The 18563-nt window shown below is 71.6% G+C and carries 13 protein-coding genes, 2 tRNA genes and 1 riboswitch; of the genes, 9 read left to right on the plus strand and 6 right to left on the minus strand.

Features of this window, described 5'->3' with window-relative positions:
- Nucleotides 1-88: 88 nt before the first annotated feature.
- Both ACN6LB_RS41255 and ACN6LB_RS41260 read left to right on the plus strand, forming a co-directional pair.
- Nucleotides 89-1624: an amino acid permease gene (locus tag ACN6LB_RS41255; protein WP_445030366.1), complete on the plus strand. Its 1536-nt coding sequence runs from the start codon at nt 89-91 to the stop codon at nt 1622-1624.
- Between the two features lie 132 nt (nt 1625-1756).
- Nucleotides 1757-1829: transfer RNA gene (locus tag ACN6LB_RS41260), tRNA-Lys, on the plus strand.
- An 81-nt stretch (nt 1830-1910) separates the two neighbouring features.
- On the opposite strand, the gene ACN6LB_RS41265 is transcribed toward ACN6LB_RS41260, so the two are convergent.
- Together ACN6LB_RS41265 and ACN6LB_RS41270 are read right to left on the minus strand one after the other, a co-directional pair.
- Nucleotides 1911-2546, minus strand: a complete 636-nt coding sequence (locus ACN6LB_RS41265) for a GTP cyclohydrolase II (RefSeq protein WP_356143561.1) — start codon at nt 2544-2546, stop codon at nt 1911-1913.
- Between the two features lie 137 nt (nt 2547-2683).
- A complete protein-coding gene (locus tag ACN6LB_RS41270; protein WP_445030367.1) occupies nt 2684-3193 on the minus strand; it encodes a MarR family winged helix-turn-helix transcriptional regulator in 510 nt (169 codons plus the stop codon).
- Nucleotides 3194-3289: 96 nt separating this feature from the next.
- Here ACN6LB_RS41270 and ACN6LB_RS41275 point away from each other — a divergent pair, with 96 nt between their 5' ends.
- The 6 genes from ACN6LB_RS41275 to ACN6LB_RS41300 all read left to right on the plus strand — a co-directional run bounded on the left by ACN6LB_RS41275 (nt 3290) and on the right by ACN6LB_RS41300 (nt 9808).
- On the plus strand, nt 3290-4420 hold the full coding sequence (locus tag ACN6LB_RS41275; RefSeq protein WP_445030368.1) for a dihydrofolate reductase family protein: 1131 nt from the start codon (nt 3290-3292) through the stop codon (nt 4418-4420).
- 148 nt (nt 4421-4568) lie between these two features.
- A complete protein-coding gene (locus ACN6LB_RS41280) occupies nt 4569-5750 on the plus strand; it encodes an alginate lyase family protein (protein WP_445030379.1) in 1182 nt (393 codons plus the stop codon).
- An 82-nt stretch (nt 5751-5832) separates the two neighbouring features.
- Nucleotides 5833-5906: transfer RNA gene (locus tag ACN6LB_RS41285), tRNA-Met, on the plus strand.
- A 57-nt stretch (nt 5907-5963) separates the two neighbouring features.
- The gene (locus ACN6LB_RS41290; protein WP_445030369.1) at nt 5964-7286 is read left to right on the plus strand and encodes a PP2C family protein-serine/threonine phosphatase; all 1323 of its coding nucleotides are present in this window, start codon (nt 5964-5966) and stop codon (nt 7284-7286) included.
- Nucleotides 7287-7519: 233 nt separating this feature from the next.
- Nucleotides 7520-7677: riboswitch (cyclic di-AMP (ydaO/yuaA leader) on the plus strand.
- Nucleotides 7678-7688: 11 nt separating this feature from the next.
- Nucleotides 7689-8735, plus strand: coding sequence for a M23 family metallopeptidase (locus tag ACN6LB_RS41295; protein WP_445030370.1), 1047 nt, complete (start codon nt 7689-7691; stop codon nt 8733-8735).
- 128 nt (nt 8736-8863) lie between these two features.
- A complete protein-coding gene (locus tag ACN6LB_RS41300) occupies nt 8864-9808 on the plus strand; it encodes an aldo/keto reductase (protein WP_445030371.1) in 945 nt (314 codons plus the stop codon).
- Nucleotides 9809-9820: 12 nt separating this feature from the next.
- On the opposite strand, the gene ACN6LB_RS41305 is transcribed toward ACN6LB_RS41300, so the two are convergent.
- The 4 genes from ACN6LB_RS41305 to ACN6LB_RS41320 all read right to left on the minus strand — a co-directional run bounded on the left by ACN6LB_RS41305 (nt 9821) and on the right by ACN6LB_RS41320 (nt 14890).
- Nucleotides 9821-11215, minus strand: coding sequence for a PrsW family intramembrane metalloprotease (locus tag ACN6LB_RS41305; RefSeq protein ID WP_445030372.1), 1395 nt, complete (start codon nt 11213-11215; stop codon nt 9821-9823).
- Between the two features lie 117 nt (nt 11216-11332).
- A complete protein-coding gene (gene trmB / locus ACN6LB_RS41310) occupies nt 11333-12124 on the minus strand; it encodes a tRNA (guanosine(46)-N7)-methyltransferase TrmB (protein ID WP_445030373.1) in 792 nt (263 codons plus the stop codon).
- Nucleotides 12125-12174: 50 nt separating this feature from the next.
- On the minus strand, nt 12175-13380 hold the full coding sequence (lhgO, locus tag ACN6LB_RS41315) for an L-2-hydroxyglutarate oxidase (protein WP_445030380.1): 1206 nt from the start codon (nt 13378-13380) through the stop codon (nt 12175-12177).
- Between the two features lie 85 nt (nt 13381-13465).
- Nucleotides 13466-14890 (minus strand): MFS transporter, encoded by a 1425-nt coding sequence (locus ACN6LB_RS41320; protein ID WP_445030374.1) that lies wholly within the window; start codon nt 14888-14890, stop codon nt 13466-13468.
- A gap of 770 nt (nt 14891-15660) precedes the next feature.
- Between ACN6LB_RS41320 and ACN6LB_RS41325 the strand changes: the two genes are divergently transcribed.
- On the plus strand, nt 15661-17751 hold the full coding sequence (locus ACN6LB_RS41325; protein WP_356143579.1) for an asparagine synthase-related protein: 2091 nt from the start codon (nt 15661-15663) through the stop codon (nt 17749-17751).
- Nucleotides 17752-18563 lie beyond the last annotated feature (812 nt).

Genomic DNA, 18563 nt, shown 5'->3' on the forward strand with positions numbered 1-18563 from the left:
GGGTTTGGGGGGGTCCACGGCTTTTTTTGGCCAATCCGCTCCCTGATTTGGCGCATGTCATGCCCCCGGCGAGGGAATCGCATGGGACATGACAGATGACGCCATAGCGAGTGGGCTGTCTGACGAAGAACGGCTGGCCCAGCTCGGCTACACGCAGGTTCTCGCCCGCCGCATGTCGGCGTTCTCCAACTACGCGGTCTCCTTCACGATCATCTCGGTGCTCTCGGGATGCCTGACGCTGTATCTGTTCGGGATGAACACGGGCGGGCCCGCCGTGATCACCTGGGGCTGGGTCGTGGTCGGCCTGATGACCCTGTTCGTCGGGCTGTCCATGGCCGAGATCTGTTCGGCCTACCCGACCTCCGCAGGGCTGTACTTCTGGGCGCACAAGCTCGCGCCCTCGCGTACGGCCGCGGCCTGGGCCTGGTTCACGGGCTGGTTCAACGTCCTCGGGCAGGTCGCCGTGACCGCCGGCATCGACTTCGGTGCGGCGTCGTTCCTCGGCGCCTATCTCAACCTGCAGTTCGACTTCCACGTGACGCCGGGCCGCACGATCCTGCTGTTCGCCGGGATCCTGCTGCTGCACGGGCTGCTGAACACGTTCGGGGTCCGGATCGTCGCCCTCCTCAACAGCATCAGCGTGTGGTGGCACGTGCTGGGCGTCGGCGTGATCGTGGGCGCCCTCGCCTTCGTCCCCGACCACCATCAGTCGACGTCCTTCGTCTTCACCCACTTCGTGAACAACACGGGCTGGGGCAGCGGGATCTACGTCGTCCTCATCGGCCTGCTGATGGCGCAGTACACCTTCACCGGGTACGACGCCTCCGCCCATATGACCGAGGAGACGCACGACGCGTCCACGGCGGGCCCCAAGGGCATCGTGCGGTCGATCTGGACCTCCTGGATCGCCGGCTTCGTGCTCCTGCTCGGCTTCACCTACGCCATCCAGTCGTACGACAAGGAGCTGGGCTCGGCGACCGGCGCGCCGCCCGCGCAGATCCTGCTCGACGCGCTTGGAGCGACCGCGGGCAAGCTCCTGCTGCTCGTCGTCATCGGTGCGCAGCTCTTCTGCGGAATGGCCTCCGTGACCGCCAACTCCCGCATGATCTACGCCTTTTCGCGCGACGGGGCGCTGCCGTTCTCGCACCTGTGGCACACGGTGAACCCGCGTACGCGGACGCCGGTCGCGGCGGTCTGGCTGGCGGCCCTGGCGGCGCTGGTGCTCGGCCTGCCGTATCTCATCAACTACACGGCGTACGCCGCAGTGACCTCGATCGCCGTCATCGGGCTCTATGTCGCGTACGTCATCCCGACGTTGCTGCGGCTGCGGAAGGGCGACGACTTCGCGCGGGGGCCCTGGCACCTGGGCCGCTGGTCCCGGCCGGTCGGGATCGTGTCGGTCGTCTGGGTCGGTGTGATCACAGTCCTGTTCATGCTGCCGCAGCTGTCGCCGGTCACCTGGGAGAGCTTCAACTACGCCCCGGTCGCCGTCCTCGCCGTCCTCGGCTTCGCCGCGGCCTGGTGGCAGGCCTCGGCCCGGCACTGGTTCCTCAACCCCGATCACGCGCGCACGCTCGCCCGTGAGGCGGCACGCAAGGGCGCGCCCGAACCGGTCGATCCGTAACCTTGCACGCTTTTGGCGTGGCCGGGTCACCGATACCCGATCGGACTCCCGGCCACGTCCGGCTATGCTCGGGGTTGCATCGGCGCAAGCCGGTGTCGCGCGGGCCTGCCGTGTCAGTGACGGCCGGCCCGTGGACCCTTAGCTCAATTGGCAGAGCAGTGGACTTTTAATCCATTGGTTGTGGGTTCGAGTCCCACAGGGTCTACGAGAGAAGCGCCCGGGTCGACTTCGGTCGGCTCGGGCGCTTCTGTGTTCTCGGGGGGTTGTTGGCCAGTGGCATGCGCCGTCAGCCCGCGGTGAGTTCCGTCAGGGCCTGGAGCGGCAGGGTGTGCTGGGTCTGCAGGACCTTCGCCCGGAGGTAGCGGACGTTGTGGGCCGTGGTGAACACGCCCGTCGGGACGCGGTGGGTGACCGTGAGGCCGAGGTCGCGGAGCTGGTCGGCCTTGTCGGGGTTGTTGGAGAGCAGGTCCAGGGCGTCGATGCCGAGCGCCTGGAGCATCTGGGCCGCCGCCGTGTAGTCGCGGGCGTCCTCGGGGAGGCCGAGGGCGGCGTTCGCGGCGTAGGTGTCGAGGCCCTCGTCCTGGAGGGCGTACGCGTCGAGCTTGTTGTAGAGGCCGATGCCGCGGCCCTCCTGACGGAGGTACAGCAGGACGCCGCCGCGCTCGGCGATCTGCTCCACCGCCTCGCGCAGCTGCGGGCCGCAGTCGCAGCGGGCCGAGCCGAACACGTCGCCCGTCAGGCACTCGGAGTGCAGTCGGACCAGGGGGTTGGGCCCGGGCTCGCCCAGGACGACGGCGAGGTGCTCCTGGCCGTCGGTGAGGCCGTGGAAGGTGACCAGTTCCGCGTCGACCGAGTAGCCGTCTCCGAAACGCAGGGGCACGGGGACGCGGGTGCGCACCGTGGCGGTGGGGAAGTCGCGCATGTTGTCTCTCCGGTCCGGCGGTTGGTGCTTCTGTTGTGCTTCAGATTTGAAGCACATCCTCGGAGGGAGACAGTACACGGTGCTTTAAACTTCAAGCAACAGGTTTCGCGCGTCTCGCGGCTCACGAGGCTCGCGCCTCACTGTGGGGTCGAACGCCGTCGCCACGGCAGTTCTTCCCGCTGCGTCCGGAATTCTTCTCCCTGGATCCCGCGGGTGATGCTCGTGCAGATCTCCTCCAGCTGGCCGATCTGCTCGGGGGTCAGATGGTCGAAGAGCGCCGCCCGTACCGTCTCCACATGTCCGGGCGCCGACTGCTCCAGCAGGGCCAGGCCCTCGTCCGTGAGGACCGCGATGCTGCCGCGCTTGTCGCTGGGGCAGCCCTCACGGCTTACGGCGCCGTCGTTCTCCAGCCGCGACACGGCGTACGTCAGCCGGCTGCGGGTGATCTTCAGCAGCTCGGCGAGATCGGTCATGCGCAGCCGCCGGTCCGGCGCTTCGGAGAGCATGGCCAGGACGGAGTAGTAAAGGTGGGGCATGCCCGCCTCCGACTGGAGCTGCCGGTCGATCGTGTCCTCCAGGAGCGAGGAGGCCGAGACGTACGAGCGCCACGCGCGTTGTTCGGCGGGGGTGAGCCAGCGGGTCGTCATGCCGCCAGTGTAGGTTTGCTTCAAACTTGAACCAAGTCCATCGTTTCCGGCCTGCCGCAGGCCTGCCGATCCCGCCGTCCCGAGGAGAGCGCGTCGATGTCCCACCCGTACGTCCTGCTGTCCGCCGCCGTCTCCCTCGACGGCTTCCTCGACGACACCGGCCCCGAGCGCCTGCTGCTCTCCAGCCCCGTCGACTTCGACCGGGTCGACGAGGTGCGGGCGTCCGTCGACGCGATCCTCGTCGGCGCGGGCACCATCCGCGCCGACAACCCCCGGCTGCTGGTCAACTCGGCCGAGCGGCGGGCCGCCCGTGTCGCCGACCGGAAGCCCGCGTATCCGCTCAAGGTGACCGTCAGTGCCTCCGGTGACCTGGACCCGGACGCCAACTTCTGGCACACGGGTGGGGACAAGGTCGTCTATACGACGGAGAAGGGCGCGCAGCGGCTGCGGCGCGTCGGCCTCGCCGCCGACATCGTGCCGCTCGGGCCCGAGCTGGACTGGCGCGCCCTGCTGGAGCACTTGCACGACGTACGCGGGGTACGGCGGCTCATGGTCGAGGGCGGCGGGACCATCCACACCCAGCTCCTGCGCGAAGGGCTCGCCGACGAACTGCAGCTCGTCCTCGCGCCGCTGTTCGTGGGGGAGGCCACCGCGCCCCGGCTGTTCGGGCCCGGCCCCTACCAGGGCGGGCGGCTGCGGCTCGTGGAGACCCGGCCCCTCGGGGACGTGGTGCTGATGCGGTACGAGCCCACGGCCCCCGGCACCGGCAGCGTGCCCTCCGCCGCCGACCGGCACTGGCTGGCGCTCGCGTGCGAGCTGGCGGCGCTGTGTCCGCCCTCCGAGACCGCGTTCAGCGTGGGGGCGGTGGTGGTCGCGGCCGACGGGACCGAGCTCGCCCGGGGGCACTCGCGGGAGGGCGGTGACCTCGTCGTCCACGCCGAGGAGGCGGCGCTCGCCAAGATCGACCCCACCGATGCCCGGCTCGCGGGCGCCACGGTCTACAGCAGCCTGGAGCCCTGCGCGCGGCGGGCCTCGCGGCCGGCGCCGTGTGCGCGGTTGATTCTCGACGCCGGGGTACGGCGGGTGGTCACCGCGTGGCGCGAGCCCGACACGTTCGTCGCCGGGGCCGACGGGAGCGGGCTCCTGGCGGCGGAGGGCGCGGTCGTCGTCGTACTTCCCGAATACGCGGGGCAGGCGCAGGCGCCCAATCGGCATCTCCTGGGGTAGCCCGGGCCCTCACGGCTGCGCGGTCTCCCGGTCGGGCTAAGAGAATCTGCGCCGTCGTCGGCCCGGGGCCACGCTCTGAGGAGGCGACTCGGAGGTTGGGACAGTGGGTTCAGTGGGGTCAGTGACGCGGCGTGTGACGGCGGTGTTGATGGCACCCCTGCTCGCGGGGCTCGTCGTCTCGTGCGGGGTGTCGTCACCACAGACGCGGACGGCGGCGCGGGCGCGGCCCAAGGACGCCGGGTTCGCGCACCCCGGGGTACTGGTGAGCAAGGACCAGCTCACCGCCGTACGCAAGCACGTCGACGCGGGGAAGCAGCCCTGGCTCGGGGCGTTCCTCGCCATGCGGGACAGCAAGTACGGGTCGTACAAGTACCAGGCCAAGCCGTACGCCACCGTCGAGTGCCCGCCCGACACCCGGCCCGGGCACGGCTGCGTCGAGGAGCGCGAGGACGCCATCGCCGCGTACACCCAGGCCCTGCTGTGGAGCATCACCGGCAAGCGGGAGCATGCGGCGAAGGCGATCGAGATCATGGACGCCTGGTCCGGGAAGGTGCGGCGGCACACCGAGGGCAACGCCGGGCTGCAGACCGCCTGGGCCGGGTCCAGCTGGGCGCGGGCCGGTGAGATCGTGCGGCACACCGGCGCCGGCTGGTCCAAGGCCGGCGTCACCCGGTTCCAGAGCATGCTGCGGACCGCCTACCTCCCCGAAGTCACCAGGAAGGTCCCGGACTTCAACGGCAACTGGGACCTCGCCATGACCGACGCCGCCATCGGCATCGCCGTCTTCCTCGACGACCACCAGGCCTTCGACGCCGCGCTCCGGCGCTTCCGTGACCGGGTGCCCGCCTACTTCTACCTGGAGAAGGACGGGAAGGTGCCGCTGACCCCGGTCGGCAGCACCATCGACACCCCGCAGAAGATGGCCACGTACTGGTTCGGGCAGAAGCGGTACATGGACGGGGTCGCGCAGGAGACCTGCCGCAACTTCAAGCACGTCGGCTACTCGCTCGCCGCCACCGCGCACATCGCCGAGACCGCCTGGCACCAGGGCGTCGACCTCTACAGCGGGGTCAAGGACCGGCTCAAGGCCGCGCTCGACCTCCACGCTCGCTACCAGCTCGGCGAGGCCGCACCCGCGTGGCTGTGCGGCGGCAGGGTCGACCGGAACATGGGGCCCGACGTGGAGGTCGCCCTCAATCACCTGGAGGACCGGCTCGACGTCCACGTGCCCGCCGCGCACCGGCTGGCCGAGCAGTCGCGGCCCGCCGGAACGGACGACCTCTTCGTCTCCTGGGAGACCCTCACGCACGCCGGGAACCCGGCCGCCTGAGGGGTTCCGCGTGGCCCGTGCGGAGGGCCGCGTAAACCGATGTGCGTCGGGTCCCGCGGATGGCGTACAGTGGAGTCAACGACGCGGGGTGGAGCAGCTCGGTAGCTCGCTGGGCTCATAACCCAGAGGTCGCAGGTTCAAATCCTGTCCCCGCTACTGAAGGCCCAAGGCCCGGAACCAATGGTTCCGGGCCTTGGGTGTTTTCCGGGGTCGATGAGGGGCCGCGGGGGCCGGCGAGGAGAGGCCGGGGCTTCGCCCGGTCGGGTCACACCGGTCGCCCGTCGACGCCGGTCCGGGAAATCTGGACGCGTGGGGCAGCGAGGAGGTGCGCGTCGGCCGGAAGGGCTGCACGGTCGGCGGACGTCCGGCCGGGCCGGGGCGCACGCGCGTCCGGTCTCGTACGCGCGGACCTTCGCCCGGACGCTTCCGGTGCTGCTCATCCTCGTCGGAACGTTCTACGAGTACCTCACGCCGACCGAGTACACCGGCGGCCCCTTCTTCACCGCCGCACCCTTGATCGCCGCGCCCCTCTATTCGCTGCGCGGCACGGCGCTCACCGGAGTCGTCACACTCGTCGCCGTCGTGGCGATCCACGCAGAAATGGGCGTCCTCGGAAACGTCGACGCGGTCACCGAGATCGTCACCATCGCCACGGTCGGCTTCCTGGCCGTCCTCATCAACGTCCTCGTCCGCCGCAGCGACGCCCGGCTCGCCTCGGCCCGGGAGATCGCCGAGGCCGCACAGCGCGCCGTCCTGCCGGAGCCCGACGAGTGGATCGACGGGCTGGAGGTCGCGGCGCGCTACGACGCCGCGCAGGCGGACGCGTTCATCGGCGGCGACCTGTACGCGGTGCAGGACTCCCCGCACGGCGTACGGCTGGTCGTGGGCGACGTACGAGGGAAGGGGATGGGGGCGGTGGCCGCCGTCGCCGTACTCATCGGGGCCTTCCGGGAGGCCGCCGAGCAGGAGTCGACGCTGGAGGCGGTCGCCCAGCGCCTGGAACGGGCCCTTGTGCGCGAGGCCGCCCGGCGTCAAGGCCCGGATGCCTTCGAGGGGTTCACCACCGCCGTACTTGCCGAGATCCCGCACGACGGTGACGGTGATGGGGGTGGGGGTGGAGCGGGGGGTTCGGAGGGTGACGGCCATGGCCGGTTCGTCGTGCGGATCGTCAACCGTGGCCATCCCGCGCCGCTGCTCCTGCACGGGGACGGCGGCCTGCGCGTGCTCGCCGCCCGGGAGCCCGCACTGCCGCTAGGGATGGGCGAGTTGGGCAGCTGGCCCGACCGTGCCGAGGAGACGTACTTCCCCGGCGGGGCCACGCTTCTCTTCCACACCGACGGGCTGTCCGAGGCCCGGGACGCACGCGGGGACTTCTTCGATCCGGCGGCGCGGCTCGCCGGGCGGGTGTTCGCCGGGCCCGAGGAACTGGTGAACACGCTCGCCGAGGAAGCGCGGCGGCACACCGGAGGCGGGACCACGGACGACATGGCGCTGCTCGCCGTGCGGCGGCCGGAGGCGCGGGACACGGTTTCTTGATCGTTGTCACGAGGGGTGATCGCATGACGCCCCTCCGCATAACAACTGACATACCGTCAACTGAACCGGTGTTAAGCGAGTGCAGTCAACTCGCCCGATATCGGCCGGTGGTGTCCTGTAAGTCCTGGCCAGAAGCGCTAATGATCAGTCCGAAGCGCTTGGAATCCGGGGTCCGCGTCTATTAACGTTCGATAACGCAGCGCGGTCGTCCCAGCCGTCACAAGAGATGGCTCCGTGCGCACGCGCCGAATCCCGCAAGGGAACCGGGGAACCACCAACTTGGGGTGAATCGCTCGTATTCCACCGTGGAAGCACGGTAGTTATACGCGCGTAGGAGACCTTCCTGCTCCGAACCCGTCAGCTAACCCGGTAGGCGAGAAGGAAGGAAAGGAGCGCGCCCACGTGGCGTCCAACCGGCCTGCCCAGGCAACCTCGTTCGCGCCGAATGAGAAGTACAGCGACACCTTCGGCTACGGCCCCAGCGGCGACGAGGGCCCCTGGGAGGAGTGGAACCCCACCGCGGAGTCCACTCGTCCCGTGCGCGGCCGGCACCGCGTCGGCAAGCAGCGCGGCGGCGGACTCGCGCGCAGCTCCACCGTTCTGGGTGTCGGCGTCATCGCCGCCGTCGGCGCGGGCGGTATGGCCAGCGCGCAGACCGGCAAGCCCCCGGTGTCCATATCGATGCCCGACCTGTCGTCCGTCGCCGAGTCGGCCAAGGCCCTGATCTCGGACGGCTCCGACACCCCGGCCAAGGGCTCCGCCACCCCGCTCACCAGCGCCGGCCTGACCACCACCGACGCCGCGCAGGGCACCACGGACGCGGGCGAGGCCCTGCGCTCCCGCATCATGCAGCAGGCCGAGTCGCAGCAGGACCAGGTCGACAGCGCCGCCCAGGAGGCCGCCGAGGCCGCCGCCGCCAAGAAGGCCGTCACGCTCGCCGCCCAGGAGCAGGACCAGGCCGAGGCCAAGGCCGCCGCCGCGAAGAAGAAGGCGGAGCTGGCGGCCAAGGCGAAGGTCGAGGCGGAGCGCCTCGCCAAGCTCGCCAAGAGCTATGCGCTGCCCACCTCCTCGTACACCATCACGGGAACCTTCGGCCAGGCCGGTTCCATGTGGTCCTCCGGCTACCACACGGGCCTCGACTTCGCGGCGCCCACGGGCACGCTCATCAAGGCCATCCACTCCGGCACGATCACCGAGGCGGGCTGGGCCGGCGCGTACGGCTACCGCACGATCCTCACCCTCGACGACGGCACCGAGCTGTGGTTCTGCCACCAGTCCTCGATCAGCGTCAGCGTTGGGCAGAAGGTCGCCACCGGTGACGTCATCGGCCGCGTGGGCGCCACCGGCAACGTCACCGGGCCGCACGTCCACCTGGAGGTCCACCCGGGCGGACAGGCCACGGGGATCGACCCGATGACCTGGCTGCGGGGCAAGGGGCTTACGCCCTGACGACTGCTGGCCGTCGGCCGTCGGCCGTCGGCCGTCGGCTGTCAGTAGTGGGTGGTTCGTGTCCGTAGTCCGTAGTCCGTGCCGGAAGTCTGGAATATTGGCTTCCGGTACGGGTGTTGAAGAGGGGCATGACTTCTCTTCGCACGCTTGGTTCCTCCGACCTCCAGGTCTTCCCGCTCGCCCTCGGCGGCAATGTCTTCGGCTGGACCGCCGACGAGGCGCAGTCCTTCGCCGTCCTCGATGCGTACACGGCCGCGGGCGGCAACTTCATCGACACCGCCGACTCCTACTCGGCGTGGGCCGACGGCAACTCGGGCGGTGAGTCCGAGACCGTCATCGGCAACTGGCTGAAGGCGCGCGGCAACCGTTCCGACGTCGTCATCGCCACCAAGGTCAGCCAGCACCCCGAGTACCCGGGCCTGTCCGGCGACAACATCAAGGCCGCCGCCGACGCCTCCCTGCGCCGCCTGGGCACCGACTGCATCGACCTCTACTTCACCCACTTCGACAAACCCGACGTGCCCGTCGAGGAGATCGTCGGCGCGCTCGACGAGCTGGTGAAGGCGGGCAAGGTACGGGCCATCGCCGCCTCCAACATCTCGCCCGAACGGCTCCGCGCCTCCCTGGAGTTCTCCGACCGCGAGGGCCTCGCCCGGTACGTGGCGCTCCAGCCCCACTACAACCTCGTCTCGCGCGGCACCTACGAGGGCGAGCTGCTGGACATCGCCTCGCAGGGCGGTCTGGCGGCCGTCCCGTACTACGCCCTCGCCTCCGGGTTCCTGACCGGCAAGTACCGCCCTGGGGCGACCGTCGACTCCCCGCGTGCCGCGGGTGCGGGCAAGCACCTCCGGTCGGAGCGGGGCCTGCGGGTGCTCGCGGCCCTGGACGCCGTCGCCGAAGCGCACGGTGTCCCGGTCGCCACGGTCGCCCTCGCCTGGCTCGCCGCCCAGCCGACCGTCGTCGCGCCCATCTCCTCGGCCCGGACCGTCGAACAGCTGCCCGCACTGCTGGGCGTGGCGGATCTCGTCCTCACGGAGGGCGAGCTGGGGCGGCTCTCGGAGGCCTCCGCGTAGTTCAGCAGTGGGCTAGTGGCGGTACGGGTTGTACGGGTAGGGGGTGTGCGGGGCGTACGGGTTGTACGGGGCGGTGGTGTTGTGCGTGTGCGGGGTGTACGTGGGGTACGGCGCCGGCTGCCCGTGGAGCGGCCAGGGCTGGGGCCACGGCCGGCGCGGTGGTGCGGCAGGTGCCACCGCCACCGCCGCGTACGCCAGGGAGGGGCGGGCCACCTCCCGGCGTCGCCACAGCTCGTCGAGCAGCTCCCGTTCCCGTACGACGAAGTCGGCGCCCGCCCGTCCGCGGCGCCCCCGGTGCCGTAGGAACGCCAGCGAGGTCGCGTACGCCTCGTACTCCGCGACCGAGCGCGCCGCGGCCTTGCCGAAGTGGTGCGTGGCGTAGTCGCGGGCCAGCCGTCGCGCCCGCATCGAGCCGAGGACGAACGGCTCCGGCGCGGTCAGCCACCCGGCAGCGGCGTACGCCGGAAGCTCCGAGCGCACCGTCCGCAGCTCGCGCTGCCGGGTCCAGATGACCAGCCAGGTGAGCAGCCCGAACGCGGGCACCATGAAAGCGGCGTAGACCGCGAAGAAGCCGTACTCCCCGAACGTCGACGAGCCGTTCCAGACCGCGTGCATGCCCATGGCGAGCAGCAGTCCGGAGAGGGGGAGCAGGATGCGGCGGGCGTGCTGGCGGTCCGCCGACAGGGCCGCGACGCCGAAGCCGATGCCGGTCAGCACGGTGAACAGGGGGTGCGCGAAGGGCGACATGACCACGCGTACGAAGAAGGTCGCCGCCGTCACCGAGGCGAGGCCGCGCTCGCCGCTGAGCTGGTCGGTGCCGAAGGCGGTGCCGAGGTAGAGGATGTTCTCGGTGAACGCGAAGCCGGTCGCCGTGACGCCGGCTATGACCACCCCGTCGACGATCCCCGTGAAGTCCCGTCTGCGGAAGAGGAAGATCAGCAGCACCGCCGCCGCCTTCGCGGACTCCTCGACTATCGGCGCTATCACCGTCGCGCCCAGCGTGTCCGCGCTCGTCGGGTCGGCGGTCGCCGTCGCTATCCATCTCGTCGCGAAACTGTTCGCCACGATCGCTATCAGCGCCGCCGCACACGCTCCCCAGGCGAAGGAGAAGAGCAGGTTGCGCCAGGGGCCCGGCTCCACGCGGTCCAGCCAGCGGAACGCGGCGACGAGCAGCGGGACGGGCAGTACGGCGAGGCCGAGGCCCACCAGGAAGCCCTCGGTGCCGGTCTGTTCGCGGACCAGGGCCAGGATGACCAGACCGGACAGGGCGAGCAGCGTGATCAGCGCGCCGTACCTGACCCGGCGGCGCTGCCACCAGTGCGCGTGCCGCCGGCCACCCTCGGCCGCGGGGCCGGTCGGGTGCGGCGGATACGGCGGGTGCGGCGGGTACGCGGGACTGGTGGCCACGGCATCGACCCTAACGAGGGAAGGGCGCCGCCCGCGACGGTGCGTTGGGTCGCCGGCGGGGATGGGTGCTGGTCCTCGGCCTGGTGGGGGTTCTGCGTTCTGGGGCTGGGGCTGGTTCTAGGGCTGGTGGGGGCGTCGGCGGAACAGCAGGTCGTGCACCACATGTCCTTTGTCCAGTCCCTGACCCTCGAAACGGGTCAGCGGCCGGAACTCCGGACGTGGCGCGTAACCGCCGTCCGGCTGGGTGTTCTCGAAGTCCGGGTGCGCGGTCAGTACGTCGAGCATCTGCTCGGCGTACGGCTCCCAGTCCGTCGCGCAGTGGACGACTGCGCCCGGCTTGAGACGGGTCGCCGCGAGGTCCAGGAACTCCGGCTGGATCAGGCGGCGCTTGTGGTGGCGCTTCTTCGGCCAGGGGTCGGGGAAGTAGACGCGCAGGCCGTCGAGCGAGTCCGGGGTGAGCATCTCGCGGAGCAGGATGATCGCGTCGCCGTTGGCCACGCGGACGTTCGACAGGCCGCTGCGGTCTGCGAGGTTCAGCAGGTTTCCCTGGCCGGGGGTGTGCACGTCGACGGCGAGGATTCCGGTGTCCGGGTCCTCGGCCGCCATCTGTGCGGTGGCTTCGCCCATGCCGAAGCCGATCTCCAGGACGACCGGGAGGTCGGCCCGGAACAGCTCGTTCAGGTCCAGTTGCCGTTGGCCGTCGATGTCCAGTCCCCACTTGGGCCACAGCCGCTGCAGCGCGTCCGCCTGGCCGGCCGTCACCCGGCTTCGGCGCGGCTGGAAGCTACGGATCCGCCGCTCGAAGTGCGACCCGGCGGGATCGGCCTTCGGGCCGTCGGGGAACCTGGGCTCGCCCTTGGCGCGGGTGAGGCGCGGGGGCTCTTCGGGGGTGTGGAGGGAGTCAGACACAGTGGGGCCGATTTTACGTTGCCCACCCGCCCCGGGGCCGGGGGCCGGGGTCAGGTGGTCAGGGAGGTCAGGGCTCGGCGGGCTATTTCCCGGCCGATCGGGAGGGAGGCCGTGGCGGCGGGGGAGGGGGCGTTGAGGACGTGGACCGTGCGGGGGCCTTCCTGGATGAGGAAGTCGTCGACCAGGGTGCCGTCGCGCAGGACGGCCTGCGCCCGCACCCCGGCGGGCGCGGGGACGAGGTCGTCCGCGGTGACCGCCGGCAGCAGCCTGCGCACCGCGTCGGTGAACGCCGTCTTCGACAGCGACCTCCGCAGCTCCCCGGCGCCGTACCGCCAGTGCCGGCGGGCTATGTGCCAGGAACCGGGCCAGGCGAGCGTCCCGCCGAGCTCGCGGGGCCGTACGGTCCCCCACTCGTACCCCTCCCGGGCGAGCGCCGGCACCGCGTTGGGGCCGACGTGCACACCTCCGTCGATGCCTCGGGTGAGGTGCACCCCGAGGAACGGGAAGGCGGGGTCGGGCACCGGGTAGACGAGGCCGTGGACCAGCTCCGGGCGGGCGAGGGAGTAGTACTCGCCGCGGAAGGGGACGATCCGCATGCCCGGGTCGTCGCCCGCGAGCCGGGCGATCTCGTCGCAGTGCAACCCCGCGCAGTTGACGAGCACGCGCGCGCGGAGGACCGCCCCGTCGGCCGTGCGGACGGCGACGCCGAGCGCGGGGCGCCGGTCGATGCGGACGACCTCGGCGCCGTAACGGATCTCCGCCCCGGAGGACTCGGCGAGCTGCCGGGCCACCGCCCCGTAGTCGCAGATGCCCGTCGTGCCGACGTGGATGGCGGCCAGGCCGCGGACCTCCGGCTCGTACTCCGCGATCTGGGCGGACCCCAGCTCCCGGACCGGAATCCCGTTCTCCCGGCCGCGCTGGACGAGCCCGTGCAGGCGGGGCAGCTCGGCGCGGTCCGTGGCGACGATCAGCTTGCCGGTGACGGCGTGCGGGATGTCGTACTCCGCGCAGAACTTGACCATCTCGGCGGAGCCCCGCACCGCGTACCGCGCCTTCAGGGAGCCGGGGCGGTAGTAGACGCCGCTGTGGATGACGCCGCTGTTGCGCCCCGTCTGGTGGCGCGCCGGGCCCTGCTCCTTCTCCAGCACCGTCACACGCGTGCCCGGCGCCGCACGCGTGATCGCGTACGCCGTCGACAGGCCGACGATTCCACCGCCGGTCACCAGAACATCGCAGTCGTATGCGACTTTTTGCAGCACCTGCTCCACCTCCCGGCTTCGATAGTGCACTGCGCCACTGACAATGCCCTCAAACCCGGGAGGCCCACGAACGTCACGCAGGTCAGGCAGGAGCCATCAGCAGCGGCCTGGCGCGCTCCCGCAGCTCCACCACGCGCGGCTCGTCGCCGTACGGCTCCAGGCGGTGCAGAAGGTCCTTCACGTACTCGGTGGTGCGCGCGGAGGAAATGCGCCCGGCGACCTCCACCGCCCGTACGCCCTGCTCGCATGCCGCGTCCAGATTGCCCGATTCGAGCTCGGCGACCGCCGAGACGACCAGCCGCAGTCCGTGCGAGCGTACGAACTCCTCCGTCGGCTTCGACAGCGCCTGCTCCGTGAAGCGGCGGACCTGGCGTGGCGCCTTCAGGTCGCGGTAGCACTCCGCAGCGTCGGCGGCGAACCGGTCGTAGGAGTAGAAGCCGAGCCAGGACGGGTCGTGGTCGCCGTCGCGGGAGCGCTCCAGCCAGCCCTCGGCCGCCTTCAGGGCGGCGCCGGCCGCCTGGGCGTCACCGGCGCGCGCGTGCGCGCGTGCCTCGACCAGACGGAAGAAGCTCATGGTGCGGGCCGTCGCGAGGCCGCGGTTGCGCTCCAGGGCGGCCTGGGCGAGGTCGACGCCCTCGTCGCCGAAGCCGCGGTAGGTCGCCTGGAGGGACATCGAGGCCAGTACGTAGCCCCCGAGCGGTACGTCGGCGGCCGCTCGGGCGAGGCGCAGCGCCTGGATGTAGTACCGCTGGGCCGCCTCCTGCTGGCCGGTGTCGAAGGCCATCCAGCCGGCGAGGCGGGTGAGTTCGGCGCTGGCCCCGAAGAGGGCCCTGCCGACCTCGTCGGAGTACGAGCCGAGCAGCAGCGGTGCCGCCTCCACCCTCAGGCACTCGGGAACCATGGAGGAACGCCAGTCGCCGCCTCCGTACTTGGAGTCCCAGCGCCTGGCGTCCTCGGCGGCCTCACGGAGCTTCTGCACATCGCTGTGGCCGACTTTCAGCAGTGCTCCGGAGCCCTCCCCGAGGTTCGCGTCGCGCGCCACCGAACTGTCGGCCGGGGTTATCAGCCAGCGTGAGGCAGGCGTTGCGTATGCGCTCACTGCGAATGATCCGGCCAGCGACTGCCAGATGCCGCCGGCGCCTGACCGGCGTCCGGCGAGGTCGAGACGGTAGAGCTCCGTCGCCGACCGCACGGCCTGGCCGACGTCACGTGGGAAGGCGAGGCCCACCTCGGGTGCGGGATCCGCGTCCGCCAGGCCGATCTCGTGGAGCGGCACCGGGCGGCCGAGCTTCTGGCCGATGGCGGCGGCGATGAGGTGCGGCGCCGCACCTTGCGGCACCATTCCCTTCGACACCCAGCGCGCCACCGACGTCTTGTCGTAGCGAAGTGTCAACCCGCGTTGAGCGCCAAGGTCGTTGACGCGTCGCGCGAGTCCTGCGTTGCTGATTCCCGCGAGGGCGAGAACGGCGCCGAGTTTTTCGTTCGGCCCGCGTTGCTCCCTGGACATTGCGCCACCCCTCGACACAGACGGCTGCCGCGTTGGCATAACCACGCGGCATTCGTAAACCCAGCGTAGTTCGCCGCATCCCAAGCGTTAAGAGGCATGGTTCCGGATGGCGAGATTGTGGTCCGTACGGAAGTACGGACGGTTGCGGCGTGCTCCCGTTGTGTGGCCGTGCGCCCGTCCGTGCGCTCTTCTCCGGCCACCGGGGGAGCGCTTCCATGAACCTGCGTGGGTCGGCCCGCTGTACTGGATCCAGTGGGCTGGGGGACACCGCCGCCTACATCCCCGCGGGCGGCGGACCGGTCCGGGAGGCGAACTCCGCCTCCCGGACTGTGCGTTGCCGAAGCGGTGCGGTCAGCCTGTACGGAGCGTGTCCGTTCCCCGTCCCTCGTAGCCGATTTGGCCGAAAATCGACGGTGGGTCAGCGGGGTAAATAGCGCGTCTACCACGCTAGTTGAGGGCGCGTTAGGCGTTTTGGGGGAGTGTATCGGGGGCGCATTCGCGTCGCCGAACTGCCCTGGATCGCTGCCGGATCGTCTCCATATCGGCGTCGGATCGCCTCTGGATCGTGTCCGGGTTACCTGGGGGGTGGCCGTTGAACGGTTGCCAAGTCCCCGGGGGTTTCCCGCGGTAGCTCTTCCTCGTGGGCGTGCTCGGGGGCGCGTTCGAGGGGGCGCAAGCCGCCGCACAGAGCCTCCCGTGTGCCTTCTTCGTGGCAGCATGGTGCCCAGTTCGTACGGTGCACTGGTTGTCCACAGCCTGTGGAGGCGGCGATGCGGTGGTTGGTGGGGTGGAGCAGTACCGCCGCCAGGGCGCCCGAGTTCGGCTCGGCCGGGGCGACGGGAAGCGGCGGCGAGACCGTTCATCCGGTGGGCTCCCAACTCCTGTGGGGCGACCCCGATCCCCTCTGGGCGGTCGGCGACTGGCGCCCCGACGAGGTCCGCATCGTGAAGGCCGACGCGCAGACCCGCATCGCGGTCCTCGGCACCTGCGGCGCGACCGACGAGGAACTCCGGGTCGGGCTGTTCGCCGCGCGCGGAGGGGCACTTCGGCATCTCACCAACTGGTCCGGCAGCTACACCGCGGTCGTCCAGGTCGGCCGCCGGCTGACCGTCTGCGGTGATCTCGCGGGCGCCCGGCCCGTGTTCTACACCCCCTGGGCGGGCGGCACCGCCTACGCGACCGCCGCGCTGCCCCTCGCCGACCTCATCGAGGCCAACCTCGACTTCGGGCACCTCGCCGCGCTGCTCGCCGCCCCCGACGTACCGGCCGCCGTCCACGACTCCACCCCCTACGAGGGAGTACGGCGCATTCCGCCCGGGCACGCGCTGATCCTGCGCACCGGCGCACGGGAGATCGCCGGGTACGAGCCGGTGGCCTCCCTCGCCGTCGCCGCGCCCTCCGCCGACCCCGCCAGCGCCGTGGACGCCGTACGCGACGCGCTCGTCGAGGCCGTACGCGCGCGTCTCGCCGCGCCCCGGCATGTGCCCGGCTCCGACGTGGACCCAGGGCCCGTACCCGGAATGGGGCCCGCCGAGCGGCGCGCCGCCCGCGGAATGCCCGTACCCGGCATCGGGGCCGACCTCTCCGGAGGACCCGCCTCCGGCACGCTTGCCCTGCTCGCGGCGGGGCTGCCCGGAGCGCCCGGGACCGTCCTCGGGCACGGCACCGGCGCGGGGGAGCGGCTGCTGGCCGTCACCTTCAACGACCTCGTCGTCGGCGGGCGCGAGGCCGAGCTGGAGCGGGCGGGGACGCTCGCCGCGAACCCCCGGCTGCATCACGTCGTCGTCGCAGGCGGCGAGGAAGTCCTTCCGTACGCCGACCTGGAGGGGCCGCTCACCGACGAACCCGGGCCGTCGCTGGTGACCGCCGCCCGGCACCGCGCCCGGCTCGCCTCCGGCAGCGCGGACCACTTCACGGGGTCCGGGGCCCGGCAGGTGCTCGACGCGCATCCGGCGCGCCTCGCCGATCTGCTGATGGACCGCAAACGCCGTCATCTGGTGCGGCCCGTCGCCGCGTTGGCGAAGGCCGACGGCTCGGTGATGGTCCCCGCGCGCGTGTACGGCGCTGCGCGCAAACTGGCCCGCACGCCGTACCGCACCGGCGTCGACGGGCTCGCCGAGCGGCTGCTGCACCGGCGCTTCGAGGAGCCGGGGGGCGCCGTGGGGGCATCCCTCGCCGCGCTCACGTGGGCCAGACCGGGGCCCGCCGCGCGGTGGCTGACCGGTGAGGCTCTTGCTGAAGTATCGGTTCGCCTGCAGGGGGCCTCGACCGGGCGGGCGGGGGTCGGGCCCGGGCAGCGGCCCGGTGACTTCCGCGCGCGGGCTGCGCTCGCGCGGGTCGCGGCGGATCTGCGCGTCCTGGAGCAGGCCGCCGAGATCCGCTTCCAGCGGCTGCACGCGCCGTTCCTGGACAACCAGGTCGTACGGGCCTGTCGGGCGCTGCCCGAGGCGCTGCGGGTGCGGCCCGGGGCGCGAGCGGAGATCCTGCGTACGGTCCTGGAGGGCGCCGGGGTCGCGGACCTGCCGCCCGGGTGGGGCGCGCCGTCCCACGCCTCCTCGGCCGCGGCCGCCCGCACGGGGCTGCGGGTCGCTGTCGACCAGCTTGTCGCGCTGTTCGACACGCCGTTGCTCGCGCAGGCGGGGCTGGTCGAGGCGAGAGTGGTCCGCAAAGCGTTGCGCGCGGCGGCGGACGGCGAACCTCTCCCGCTCGACGGTCTCGCCGACCTGGTCTCCCTGGAGCTGTGGCTGCGACGGTTGCTGGCGCGGCGGGGCACCTGCTGGACGGGGACGCCTGCGCGGCAGCGGGCTGTGCCGGCGGGGATCCGGCCGCAGGGGCGGGCGTTGGCGGGGGGCGGGGCGTGATCTGGCGGGGGCGCCTGTCGTAGGGGGTGCGGTGTGTTGTGGGTCGGGTCCGTGCCGTCTGCTGGCGTGGGCGCCGTTCGCGTGGGGGTCGGTGGGTGGGTCGGGTCCGTGCCGGTACGTCTGCTGGCGTGGGCGCCGTTCGCAGGGGGGTGTGTTGTGGGTCGGGTCCGTGCCGGTACGTCTTGCCCGTCGCCGCGTGGGCGTACTGCCCGGGGGTCTAGCACGGCGGAGCTTGGCTGGGGGCCTGCTACGCGACGGGCAGAGACGTACCGGCACGGACCCTTCCGTGCGTACGCGGCTGCGGGGGCGTGGGGGCCGGGGAGTGGGGCGTGCGGATGCGGCTCACTGCGGGTGGCTGGCGTAGCTGCGGGCAATCGTGCGGGTCAGGGCGGTTGCCCACCCACGCTGTGGCGGTGCGTGTGGCGCCGGGGGGCTGGCGAAGCCGCGTTTCTGCGGTGCGTGTGGCGCCGGGGGGCCGGCGGAGCCGCGTCACTGCGGGCAATCGTGCCGCTAGGGGCGGCACGGGTGGGCGCAGCGGCGCCTCGTAAGCGCCGGGCTGCGTGACCCACCCCCGGCCGGCACCAACACCGGGTGACAAGAAAACAAGGGGTACCCAGGGTTTGCCCACCCACCCCGGGTGAGCGTTCAAACCAGAGGCGAGAGGGGTTTGCCCACCCACCCCCGGTGAGCGTTCAAGCAAGGGGAGCCCGGGGTTTGCCCACCCACCCCGGGTGACTGCCCGGACAAGGGGTGCCCGGGGTTTGCCCGCCCACCCCGGAGGTGGGTTGCGGCTTGCCGGGGAAACCCCGTGG

This window comes from Streptomyces sp. SAS_270 (genome assembly GCF_052543295.1).